The sequence below is a fragment of the Enterobacter cloacae complex sp. 372C4 genome (genome assembly GCF_050030615.1).
Classification (GTDB): Bacteria; Pseudomonadota; Gammaproteobacteria; order Enterobacterales; family Enterobacteriaceae; genus Enterobacter; species Enterobacter intestinihominis.
This window is the reverse complement of record NZ_JBLGUQ010000001.1, coordinates 3591067-3602699: the sequence shown is the minus strand read 5'-3', so window position 1 is coordinate 3602699 and position 11633 is coordinate 3591067. Positions and strand designations below refer to the sequence as shown.

Genomic DNA, 11633 nt, shown 5'->3' with positions numbered 1-11633 from the left:
TTATCGGTTCGTTACGCTATGATTGAAAGGATAGTTAATAAATAAGGAAATCAACATGCGCTACTCTGCTTTAACGCTTTTAGTGCCCTGCGCGCTGGTGCTCAGCGCCTGCACTACGCCGGTCACGCCAGCCTTTAAGGATATCGGTTCCCGCAGCGGCCCCTGCATTGAGGGCGGCCCGGACGCCGTGGCGCAACAGTTCTATGATTACCGCATTCAGCATCGCGGTAATGACCTCACCGCCCTGCGCCCGTACCTGAGCGATAATCTGGCGAAACTGCTTAATGACGCCTCGCGCGATCCGCAGCAAAACGCGCTGCTTTCATCCGATCCGTTCTCCAGCCGCGCCACGCTGCCGGACAGCGCCGACGTCGCCAGCGCGTCCACCATTCCGAATACCGACGCACGGAATATTCCTCTGCGCGTGAAGCTAACCCAGGGGACGCAAACCTGGCAGGATGAGGTGCTGATGATCCGTGAAGGCCAGTGCTGGGCAATAGATGATGTGCGCTACATTGGCGGCAGCGTTCATGCTCCGGCGGGCACCCTTCGCCAGTCGATTGAGAACCGCTAACGCATACGTTAAATAAACGTTAACCCCGTAAAATGTCCGGCATTTCATGCGGAATGCCGACATTTATTCTCGCCCCCCTTTCCCGTCGCTATTTTGTGCTATGTTTAAGAGGAAACACGGGTTATATTTAACTTTTAACGCAGAAATATTGCATAACTATTCTGTCAACGGTACTATCTGCGGCCTCAATTGCTATAGATTGCCTGGATGAGTAAAGACTGCCCCGATGAGTATTAAACTAAACGGCATTAACTGCTTCTACGGCGCACACCAGGCGCTGTTCGACATTACGCTGAGCTGCCCGGAGGGCGAAACGCTGGTTTTGCTCGGCCCAAGCGGCGCGGGAAAAAGCTCCCTTCTGCGTGTTTTAAATCTGCTTGAAATGCCCCGTTCGGGAACGCTGGCCATCGCCGGTAACCATTTTGACTTCGCGAAAACCCCTTCTGATAAAGCGATTCGTGAACTGCGTCAAAACGTGGGCATGGTTTTCCAGCAATATAATCTCTGGCCGCATCTGACGGTGGTGCAAAACCTGATTGAAGCCCCGTGCCGCGTGCTTGGCTTAAGCAAAGACCAGGCGATGGCGCGAGCTGAAAAGCTGCTGGAACGTCTGCGTCTGAAACCGTACAGCGACCGTTATCCTCTGCATCTCTCTGGTGGTCAGCAACAGCGTGTGGCAATCGCCCGTGCGCTGATGATGGAGCCAGCGGTGCTGCTGTTCGACGAACCAACCGCAGCGCTGGACCCGGAAATTACTGCCCAGATCGTGAGTATCATTCGTGAACTGGCGGAAACCAACATTACCCAGGTCATCGTGACCCACGAGGTGGAAGTGGCGCGCAAAACCGCCAGCCGCGTGGTCTACATGGAAAACGGGTATATCGTTGAGCAAGGTGATGCGAGCTGCTTCACCAACCCGCAAACCGATGCCTTCAAAAACTACTTATCACACTGATGTGTTAGGGAAATTATAATGAAAAAAGTATTGATTGCCGCGCTGCTTGCTAGCGTCAGCCTTTCCGCTACCGCAGCCCAGACCATCCGTTTCGCCACTGAAGCGTCCTACCCTCCGTTTGAATCCATTGATGCGAACAACAAGATTGTTGGCTTCGACGTGGATCTGGCAAATGCCCTGTGTAAAGAGATCGACGCGACCTGTACCTTCAGCAACCAGGCGTTCGACAGCCTGATCCCAAGCCTGAAGTTCCGCCGTATCGACGCCGTGATGGCCGGTATGGACATCACTCCGGAGCGTGAAAAGCAGGTTCTGTTCACCACCCCTTACTACGACAACTCGGCGCTGTTCATTGGTCAGAAAGGTAAATACGCCTCCGTTGACCTGCTGAAAGGCAAGAAAGTCGGCGTGCAGAACGGCACCACGCACCAGAAATTCATCATGGATAAGCACCCGGAAATCACCACCGTGCCGTATGACAGCTACCAGAATGCGAAGCTGGACCTGCAAAACGGCCGTATCGATGCGGTGTTCGGGGACACGGCTGTCGTGACTGAATGGCTGAAAGCGAACGACAAGCTGGCCGCCGTGGGTGACAAGGTGACAGATAAAGACTACTTCGGTACAGGTTTGGGTATTGCCGTACGTCAGGGCAACACCGAGTTGCAGCAGAAATTCAACGCTGCGCTGGAAAAAGTGAAGAAAGACGGCACCTACGAAACCATCTACAAAAAATGGTTCCAGAAGTAATTCCTGATGAATGAAATTTTTCCTTTAGCAAGCGCCGCCGGGATGACCGTCGGCCTTGCCGTTTGTGCACTGATTATCGGCCTCGTACTGGCGATGTTCTTTGCGGTGTGGGAGTCCGTTAAGTGGCGCCCTGTCGCATGGCTCGGTTCAGCGCTGGTAACTGTGCTGCGTGGACTGCCGGAAATTCTGGTGGTTCTGTTTATCTATTTCGGCTCCTCACAGCTGCTGTTAACGCTGTCGGACGGCTTTACGATTAATCTCGGCTTTGCGCAGATCCCGGTGCAAATGCAGATTGAGAACTTCGACGTCAGTCCGTTCCTGTGCGGCGTAATTGCGCTCTCCCTGCTCTATTCGGCCTATGCGTCACAAACGCTGCGCGGCGCGCTGAAAGCGGTACCGCAGGGACAGTGGGAATCCGGTCAGGCGCTCGGCCTGTCGAAAGCGGCGATCTTCTTCCGCCTGGTGATGCCGCAGATGTGGCGTCATGCCCTGCCAGGGCTGGGCAACCAGTGGCTGGTACTGCTGAAAGATACCGCGCTGGTGAGCCTGATCAGCGTGAACGATTTGATGCTGCAAACCAAAAGTATCGCCACCCGTACGCAGGAGCCATTTACCTGGTACATCGTCGCGGCGGCTATCTACCTGGTGATCACGTTGCTGAGCCAGTACGTTCTGAAGCGTATTGATCTGCGCGCAACGCGTTTTGAACGGAGACCAGGCTGATGCTGGATTATTTACCCGAACTGATGAAAGGGCTGCACACCAGCCTGACGCTGACCGTTGCGTCTATCATCGTAGCGCTGATCCTGGCGCTGTTCTTCACCATCGTCCTGACGCTGAAAACGCCGGTGCTGGTGTGGATTGTCCGTGGCTACATTACGCTCTTTACCGGTACGCCGCTGCTGGTGCAGATCTTCCTGATTTACTACGGTCCAGGGCAGTTCCCGTCGTTACAGGAATATCCGGTTATCTGGCATTTGCTCTCTGAGCCATGGCTCTGCGCCCTGATAGCTCTCTCACTGAACAGCGCGGCCTATACCACGCAGCTGTTTTACGGCGCGATCCGCGCGATCCCGGAAGGCCAGTGGCAGTCCTGCGGTGCGCTGGGCATGAGCAAGAAGGACACGCTGGCGATCCTGCTGCCATACGCCTTTAAGCGTGCGCTCTCTTCCTATTCCAATGAAGTCGTTCTGGTGTTCAAAAGCACCTCTCTGGCCTACACCATCACCCTGATGGAAGTGATGGGCCACGGGCAGCTGCTGTACGGACGTACCTACGACGTGATGGTGTTCGGTGCGGCGGGTCTGGTCTATCTGGTGGTCAACGGTCTGCTGACGCTGATGATGCGTCTTATCGAGCGTAAGGCGCTGGCGTTTGAGCGCAGGAATTAATCACGCCAATGCATAAAACGGTATTGATTGAGCGGGTAACCTGATGGGTTATCCGCTTTTTTTTGCAACAAAGGTAATATTTAATCATTTTTATTGCATATAAATTCAGTAGATGGCATTGTATATCCAGGCCGCAGACACGGCGCATAAATAAGACAGACGGGAGCATTACAATGAAAAAGTTAGTTCTGGCCGCATTACTCGCAACCTTCGCCGCAGGCGCATCCGCCGCAGATAAAATCAATTTTGGCGTTTCTGCCACCTATCCGCCGTTTGAATCGCTGGATGCCAGCAACCAGATCGTCGGCTTTGACATTGACCTGGCGAAAGCGCTGTGCAAGCAGATGCAGGCCGACTGCACCTTTACTAACCACGCGTTTGACAGCCTGATCCCGTCCCTGAAATTTAAAAAATACGATGCGGTGATCTCCGGCATGGATATCACCCCAGAGCGCAGCAAGCAGGTCGCGTTCACCGACCCGTACTACGCGAACTCTGCGGTAGTGATTGCGAAGAAAGGGGCTTATAAGTCTTTCGACGAGCTGAAAGGCAAGCGCATCGGCATGGAAAACGGCACCACGCACCAGAAATATCTCCAGGACAAGCATCATGAAGTGAAAACCGTGGCCTATGACAGCTACCAGAACGCAATTATCGACCTGAAAAATGGCCGTATCGATGGCGTATTTGGCGACACCGCGGTCGTGAATGAGTGGCTGAAAACCAACCCGCAGCTGGGTACAGCGACGGAGAAAGTGACCGATCCGCAGTACTTTGGTACCGGCCTCGGCATCGCGGTACGTCCGGATAACAAAGCCCTGCTGGAAAAACTGAACGGCGCGCTGAAAGCGATCAAAGCTGACGGCACATACCAGAAAATCAGCGAGCAGTGGTTCCCGCAGTAATCTCTTTTTGCCGGGTGGTCTGGCCTACGGGGGTGGTCTGTAGGCCGGGAAAGCGCAGCGCCACCCGGCAATTTCTCATAGCGGCACAAAGAACCTGAACCGCGCCCCACTCACGGACTCCATCAGCCTGATCCCGCCACCGTGCAGCTCCAGCATTCTCTTCACGATTAACAGCCCTAATCCCCCACGGTTCTCCCGCGACGCCTGAGGATTTAACGCTGAAGGCCGCTGGAACAAATCGTCGCGCAGCGAGGCATCTACGCCCGTACCATTGTCTGCCACTTCGACCTGAAGTCGTTCATTCTCCTGCCAGACCGCCAGACGAATTTCTCCGCCGCTCGGCGTATGACGGATGGCGTTATCCAGAAGATTAGTGACCACGCGCTCGATCATCGACACGTCGGCGTTCACCAGCGGCAATCGCCCCGGCACATCAATACGCAGGTTCACCTCGCGCGTGCGGGCGGTAAGTTCAAACTTCTGCGCCACGTCGGAAATCAGTTCAGCCATGGCAAAACGCTCGCGCTGGGGCTTGATGCCGCCGTGCTCAAGACGCGCCAGCTCGAACAGCTGCTGCGACAGATGGCGTACCTTTTGCCCCTGACGCAGAGCGGTAGCGAGGTACTGCTGATGCTCCTGCGGCGTCAGCGTGGCGGATTTCAGCGACAGCGTTTCCAGATAACCCAGCAGCGACGTCAACGGGGTGCGTAAGTCGTGCGAAATGTTGGCGATAAACTCCCGGCGCTGGCGGTCGCTGTCGGCCAGCCGATCCCACTGAGAGGTGATTTTGCGCGCCAGCTCGATAAAGGTATTGCGCAGGATCGCCACTTCATCCTGGCCGGCAGGCTTGAGCGGCTGGGCCGCCAGCTGCTTAATCGCGCTGATGCTGTCCTGCTCCAGCCCGGCCACGTCCAGCGTGAGCTGTTTAACCGGGCGCGTCACCCAGTACCAGAGCAGCAACCCGGCCAGCAGACCAAACAGCGCCACCAGCAGCATCGACCACAGCGCCGTACTCCAGAGCGCTTTGTGCCAGGCCATCTCCGCCAGCGCGTTGGACTCCTCCCCCTGCAAAATAATGTACAGATACCCCTTCAGCTCGCCGTCCTGTCGCAGCGGGGTGGCGCTGAAGACTTTCTTATTCTGGCTTCGGGGATCGTCGCCAAACACCGGCATCACCGTCCCGCTCAGGAAATTCTGTATCGGCGCGAGGTCAATTTTTTGCCGCTGAATGTGCCCCGGCGGGGCGGCATCGGCCAGGATATCGCCATCAGGCGAGACAACATACAGCTCGACGCTCGGATTAAAGGTCATCAGCCGGTCGAACAGCGGCTTTAAGGCGCTGCGATCCACCCTGCCCTGCGTATCCAGAATCGCTTCCCGCTGCGCAATCTGCTGCGCCAGCCCGCCGGAGAGACGCTGCACCATCGCATTGCCGTACTGCATGCTAACGTAGAGCTGCACCGCACAGGCGACGGTGGCGCAGAGCAGCAGTAATACCGTAAACAGCAGCGTCAGGCGCTGGCTCAGGCTAAAGCGACGCATCATGATTCTGCTCCGCAAATTTGTAGCCTTTGCCCCAGACGGTGCGAACGATCTCCGGCTCGGCGGCATCTTTCTCTATTTTGATGCGCAGGCGGTTAATATGAGTGTTGACGGTGTGTTCGTAGCCTTCGTGCTGATACCCCCACACCTGCTCCAGCAATGCCAGCCGTGAAAAGACCTCTCCGGGATGGCGGGCAAAAAAATAGAGCAGTTCAAATTCACGCGGGGTGAGATCGACGTGTTGACCGTTAAGACGCACGGTGCGCGCCAGCGGATCGATAGTCAGACCGTGCGCCTGAATAATGCCGTCCGTCTGCGCCTGGCCCATCGCCTGCTGTCGGCGGAACAGCGCCTTAATGCGGGCAATCAGCTCCTGCACCGAGAAAGGTTTTGCCAGATAATCATCCGCCCCGGTTTCCAGGCCGGTAATACGGTCAGTTTCACTGCTGCGGGCGCTAATGATGATAATGGGCAGGTAGCGGGTCATCTGGCGGATACGGCGGCAAATCTCCAGACCATCAACATTCGGCAGCATCAGATCGAGGATCACCGCGTCCCACGGCTGTTTTTCCAGAAGCGGTAACGCCTTTCCCCCGTCCGGCTCGTGGGTAATGGCGTAGCCTTCATCTTCCAGGTTAAGACGCAGGAGTGCAGCGATATCGTGGTCGTCTTCTACCAGCAGGATCTGCTTCATGGGTAAGCCTTCAATCATTTGTTATGACGTAAGCTTACCTGATTTCGAGCGGGGGAAGAGTTCACATTTTGTTTAAGATTTCACGAGCAACGTCAGCACTTCGTAATGCGCAGTGTGCGGGAACATATCAAAGAGCTGAACGCGCGCAATGCGGTAGCCCGGCAGGCTGGCGATATCCTTCGCCATGGTCTGCGCGTTACAGCTGGAGTAGACGATGTACTCCGGCGCCATCTGGCTCAGGTAGTCGCAGAGCGCCTGGCCGATACCCCGGCGCGGCGGGTTCACCAGCACCAGCTCCGGCACGTTGCCCTGGCCGGTGGCGAACCGGGTCGAGTCCAGCGCCTGGAAGTGCAGATTCGTCAGCCCCAGCTCCGCGGCGGACTGTTTCGCGCAGGCGATGGCCTCCGCAGAAATTTCAATCCCGGTGAGCTGCATGTCTGGCGTGGCACAGTGCAGGCCAAAGCCGCCGACGCCGCAGAACAGATCCCACATGTGATGAACCTGTAACGCACGCACCCAGTCGCGCGCGGTCGCGTACAGCGCGCTGGCGACGGTGGGGTTAGTCTGGAAGAAGCTTTGCGGACGGATCCACAGCGGCACGCCGTTGAAATTCTCCGCCAGCGCATGCTGTTCGGTGAAGAAAATCTCTTTCTCTCCTTCCATGATCGCCATATGCACCGGCTGAATATTAGCGGTAATGACCTTGAGCTGCGGAAGCTGTTCCTGCAGCCACGGCAACACCGCGCGAAGCTGCTCCAGTTTGGTTTCCGAACGCAGCACAAAGCGCAGCATCATCCCGCCGTCGATTTGGCTTTCGGTCAGCAGAAGGTACTTAAGCTCGCCGCGCCTGCGGGCAACGTTATAGGGCGTTAACCCCGCGCGGGCGATAAAGGGTTTCAGGGCGGTAAACACCGGCTCAAACGAGGCGGGATACAGCGGACAGCCGGTGAGATCGACGGGCGTGCCGTCACGGTGCAGCATGCCCAGCAGCGGCTTTTCGACGCTGCCGCTGACCACCATTTTGGCTTTATTACGAAAGCCCTGCTCCGGCCCGCTGACGGGTGCGCACCACTCGCCCACCGCATGTGCTGCCAGCAGCTGTTGCAGGTCGGCCATTTTGGCGGTGAGTTGTTGAGGGACCGGCTGTTCTATCCACTGACAGGAGCGGCAGCGTCCGGCGTCATAGAGTGCGCACTGCATATGAAAACCTTAAGAATCACGAGGGCTGCGATTATACACATTATTGCAGGCGGAAGAACCGCCGACTGGAGGCGGGAACATAGAGCAGGCAGAGCACCAGCATGTCCGGCAATTTTTGCATCACTAAGGAATGGAAAATCTCGCGGCGGGAGCCGCCGGGAATGCTGAATAGCTCCGGATAGCCATAGCCCAGCGAGGCGGCCCACAGATAGCTGGCGGCGGTGATCTGCGTAAGAAAATATACCCAGCGCGCCCAGTTGCGCCCCTTTACCAGCGAGAACGCACAGTAGATCTCAATAAACACCAGCATCAGGCTGCTGAGAAACACCAGCGTCAGATTCCACGTCTGCGCGCTGCGGTGAATGAACTCCCCCATGCCTCGCGGGCCCAGCGTGTTCATAATCATCAGCACATCCAGGCAGCGGATCATAATAATGGCGAGCGCCGCCACCTGCACCAGCGCAGGGACGTTCGGACGGGCGTGCGAATGACGTGTTTTTTGCAAGAATCCCAATGTTTTTACTTCCCTGAAAAACAGTGCCGCGTCATACGCGGCACATCACTGGAAATAATAATTCCTTCAGCCGCGTCTTGCACGCTGGATATCGCGCACGCGCTGCTTTTCCGCGCGCGCCATCAAATACCAGGCGATAAATCCGACAATTCCGACCACGCCGAGGATGATGGAGGCCAGGGCATTAATCTCCGGATTCACCCCCATGCGCACGCTGGAGAAGACCAGCATCGGCAGCGTCGTCGCGCCTGGGCCCGACACAAAGCTGGCGATAACCAGATCGTCGAGCGAGAGCGTAAACGCCAGCAGCCAGCCGGAGATCACCGCCGGCATAATCATCGGCAGCGTGATGATGAAAAAGACCTTCAGCGGCGTGGCGCCGAGATCCATCGCCGCCTCTTCAATGGAGCGATCCAGCTCGCGCAGCCGCGAGGAGATGACCACCGCCACATACGCCGTACAGAAGGTGACGTGCGCCAGCCAGATGGTGAGCATCCCGCGATCCGCTGGCCAGCCGATGGCGTGCGCCAGCGCGACAAACAGCAGGAGCAGCGACAGACCGGTGATGACGTCCGGCATGACCAGCGGGGCGGTGATCATAAACGCAAAACCATTTGCTCCGCGAAAACGGCCGAAGCGCACCATCACCAGCGCGGCAATAGTGCCCAGCACGCAGGCCATCGTCGCCGCCAGCGCCGCAATGGTCAGGCTCAGCCCCACCGCACTCATCATCGCATCATCGTGGAACAGCTCGCTGTACCAGCGCGTCGACCAGCCCGCCCAGACGGTGACCAGCTTAGAGCTGTTGAACGAGTAGATCACCAGCATCAGCATCGGCGCGTACAGGAAGGTAAAGCCGATAATCAGGATCAGAATTCGCCACGGGGAGCGTACTACCGGTAAGTTGTTCATCCGTGGTCTCCCATCTGTTTCTGCTGATGTTTGTGGAACCACATGATCGGCACGATCAGCAGCAGTAACATGACAATCGCCACCGCCGAGGCCACCGGCCAGTCGCGGTTATTGAAGAACTCCTGCCACAGCACGCGGCCAATCATGATGCTGTCCGGGCCGCCGAGCAGTTCGGGGATCACAAACTCCCCGACCGCCGGGATAAACACCAGCATCGATCCGGCGATGATCCCGCCTTTTGTGAGCGGCACAATGACGCTGAAGAACGTCTTCAACGGGCGTGCGCCGAGATCCAGCGAGGCTTCCACCAGCGAGTAATCGATTCGCGTCAGCGCCGTATAGATTGGCAGCACCATAAACGGCAGATAGGCATAGACAATCCCGATATACACCGCAAGGTTGGTATGCAGGATCGTCAGCGGCTGGTCGATCACCCCAAGCCACAGCAGGAAGTTATTCAGTATGCCGTTATTCTTCAGGATCCCCATCCACGCGTACACGCGGATCAGGAACGATGTCCACGACGGTAAAATGACCAACAGCAGTAAAATATTTCGCGTCGACGGCTTGCTGTGCGCCACTGCCCACGCCAGCGGGTAGCCCATCAACAAGCAGCAGATCGTTGAGATCGCCGCAACCTGTAACGACTGTAAATAGGCTTCGAAATAGAGCGGATCCTCAGTCAGTTGCAGGAAATTCCCGAGGTTTAAGGTCAGCGTCAGCTGCCCGTCGGCCCACTCCCACAGATCGGTATACGGTGGGATCGCCCGCGCCATCTCCGCCAGGCTGATCTTAAAGACGATCAGGAACGGCAGCAAAAACAGCAGGATCAGCCAGATATAGGGCATGGCGATGACCAGCTTGCGGCCATGCGCCATCTGCACGCGCGCCAGCCAGTGCGAGAAACCGCCCGGTTTTTTGACGCGGGCTGGAGGTTCAAGTGTGCTCATGACCGCTCCTTATACCGTCAGGACTACGCAACTGTCCGCATCCCAGCAGAGGCTCACTTCGTCGCCCCAGGTTGGCTGTCCCTTGCGATACCGGTGTTCGTTCTGTAACTGGGCGCTGAGCATCTGGCCGCTTTTCAGGCGGACATGGTAAATCGACAGATCGCCGAGATAGGCGATGTGTACCACTTCGCCCACGGCAAAGTTATAGCCATCGGCGGGCGGCTCATCGCAAAGCATGATTTTTTCCGGGCGCAGGGCAACGTAAACCGGCACGTTGTCCACCACGGAATTATCAGAATCAACCTTAAGCGGGTGCACCAGCCCCGGCGATTCAATCACCAGACCGTCTTCCTGGCGTTCCTTCAGCAGCCCTTCGAAGACGTTTACCGAGCCGATGAACTCCGCGCTGTAGCGGGTTGTCGGGTGTTCGTAAATCTCCTCCGGCTCGCCTATCTGCACGAACTTACCGCGATTCATGATCGCAATGCGCCCGGCCATGGTCATCGCCTCTTCCTGGTCGTGCGTCACCATCACGCAGGTCACCCCTACGCGCTCAAGGATATCCACCACTTCCAGCTGCATCCGGTCGCGCAGTTTTTTGTCCAGCGCGCCCATCGGCTCGTCGAGCAGTAATAATTTTGGACGCTTCGCCAGACTTCTTGCCAGCGCCACGCGCTGACGCTGGCCGCCGGAAAGCTGATGCGGCTTACGCTTCGCGAACTCCTGCATGTGCACCAGGCTCAGCATCTCCGCCACGCGCGCGGTGATTTCGGCTTTCGGCAGTTTGTCCTGCTTCAGGCCGAAGGCGATGTTCTGCTCGACGGTCATGTGCGGGAACAGGGCATAGGACTGGAACATCATGTTAATGGGCCGCTGGTACGGCGGCACGCTGGAGAGGTCTACCCCATCCAGCACGATCTGCCCGGCGGTAGGTTGTTCAAACCCGGCCAGCATGCGCAGCAGGGTCGATTTACCGCAGCCGGATGCGCCGAGCAAAGCAAATATTTCACCTTTGTAGATCGTCAGGCTGACATCGTCCACGGCATGCTGGCCGTCGAAGGATTTGGTGAGGTTACGAATTTCAAGAAGCGGGGTCAGCGCTTTACGGACTTTCGCCTGCGGGCGGGGGATCGCGTCATTCACGGGGTGCTCTCCGGCATAGATCAACACTGGTGCAAACGCACCGTCAGGGTGCGCATCGCCGGGCGGCGCTAACGCTTGCCCGGCCTACGGGATTTGTCGGCCC

13 protein-coding genes are annotated in these 11633 nt (G+C 57.2%); 6 read left to right on the top strand and 7 right to left on the bottom strand.

The window, feature by feature from the left end:
• The first annotated feature begins 55 nt into the window (after positions 1 to 55).
• From ACQG11_RS17535 to artJ, 6 genes are all read left to right on the top strand, one after another.
• On the top strand, positions 56 to 574 hold the full coding sequence (locus ACQG11_RS17535; protein ID WP_022647580.1) for a lipoprotein: 519 nt from the start codon (positions 56 to 58) through the stop codon (positions 572 to 574).
• A 226-nt stretch (positions 575 to 800) separates the two neighbouring features.
• On the top strand, positions 801 to 1529 hold the full coding sequence (gene artP / locus ACQG11_RS17530) for an arginine ABC transporter ATP-binding protein ArtP (RefSeq protein WP_006809439.1): 729 nt from the start codon (positions 801 to 803) through the stop codon (positions 1527 to 1529).
• Positions 1530 to 1547: 18 nt separating this feature from the next.
• A complete protein-coding gene (artI, locus tag ACQG11_RS17525; protein ID WP_006174322.1) occupies positions 1548 to 2279 on the top strand; it encodes an arginine ABC transporter substrate-binding protein ArtI in 732 nt (243 codons plus the stop codon).
• A gap of 6 nt (positions 2280 to 2285) precedes the next feature.
• Positions 2286 to 3002, top strand: a complete 717-nt coding sequence (gene artQ, locus ACQG11_RS17520; protein WP_003858367.1) for an arginine ABC transporter permease ArtQ — start codon at positions 2286 to 2288, stop codon at positions 3000 to 3002.
• Positions 3002 to 3670 carry an arginine ABC transporter permease ArtM gene (gene artM, locus ACQG11_RS17515; protein WP_022647579.1) on the top strand — a complete coding sequence of 223 codons (669 nt, stop codon included), beginning with the start codon at positions 3002 to 3004 and terminating at the stop codon, positions 3668 to 3670. The genes artQ and artM overlap by 1 nt, the downstream gene beginning before the upstream one ends.
• Before the next feature lie 173 nt (positions 3671 to 3843).
• Positions 3844 to 4575 carry an ABC transporter substrate-binding protein ArtJ gene (artJ, locus tag ACQG11_RS17510; RefSeq protein ID WP_426728626.1) on the top strand — a complete coding sequence of 244 codons (732 nt, stop codon included), beginning with the start codon at positions 3844 to 3846 and terminating at the stop codon, positions 4573 to 4575.
• 75 nt (positions 4576 to 4650) lie between these two features.
• Here artJ and ACQG11_RS17505 read toward each other — a convergent pair whose 3' ends face one another.
• The 7 genes from ACQG11_RS17505 to potG form a co-directional block, all read right to left on the bottom strand.
• Entirely contained in the window at positions 4651 to 6120 is a 1470-nt protein-coding gene (locus ACQG11_RS17505; RefSeq protein ID WP_045623376.1) for a sensor histidine kinase, read from the bottom strand.
• Positions 6104 to 6811 carry a response regulator transcription factor gene (locus ACQG11_RS17500; protein ID WP_023299686.1) on the bottom strand — a complete coding sequence of 236 codons (708 nt, stop codon included), beginning with the start codon at positions 6809 to 6811 and terminating at the stop codon, positions 6104 to 6106. Before ACQG11_RS17500 ends, ACQG11_RS17505 begins: the two co-directional genes overlap by 17 nt.
• Positions 6812 to 6883: 72 nt before the next feature.
• Positions 6884 to 8011 carry a 23S rRNA (uracil(747)-C(5))-methyltransferase RlmC gene (gene rlmC, locus ACQG11_RS17495; protein ID WP_032676348.1) on the bottom strand — a complete coding sequence of 376 codons (1128 nt, stop codon included), beginning with the start codon at positions 8009 to 8011 and terminating at the stop codon, positions 6884 to 6886.
• 40 nt (positions 8012 to 8051) lie between these two features.
• On the bottom strand, positions 8052 to 8549 hold the full coding sequence (locus ACQG11_RS17490; RefSeq protein ID WP_087878582.1) for a YbjO family protein: 498 nt from the start codon (positions 8547 to 8549) through the stop codon (positions 8052 to 8054).
• Between the two features lie 42 nt (positions 8550 to 8591).
• On the bottom strand, positions 8592 to 9437 hold the full coding sequence (potI, locus tag ACQG11_RS17485; RefSeq protein ID WP_022647574.1) for a putrescine ABC transporter permease PotI: 846 nt from the start codon (positions 9435 to 9437) through the stop codon (positions 8592 to 8594).
• Positions 9434 to 10387 (bottom strand): putrescine ABC transporter permease PotH, encoded by a 954-nt coding sequence (gene potH, locus ACQG11_RS17480; RefSeq protein ID WP_022647573.1) that lies wholly within the window; start codon positions 10385 to 10387, stop codon positions 9434 to 9436. Before potH ends, potI begins: the two co-directional genes overlap by 4 nt.
• 9 nt (positions 10388 to 10396) lie before the next feature.
• Positions 10397 to 11530: a putrescine ABC transporter ATP-binding subunit PotG gene (gene potG, locus ACQG11_RS17475; protein WP_006809449.1), complete on the bottom strand. Its 1134-nt coding sequence runs from the start codon at positions 11528 to 11530 to the stop codon at positions 10397 to 10399.
• Positions 11531 to 11633: the final 103 nt, after the last annotated feature.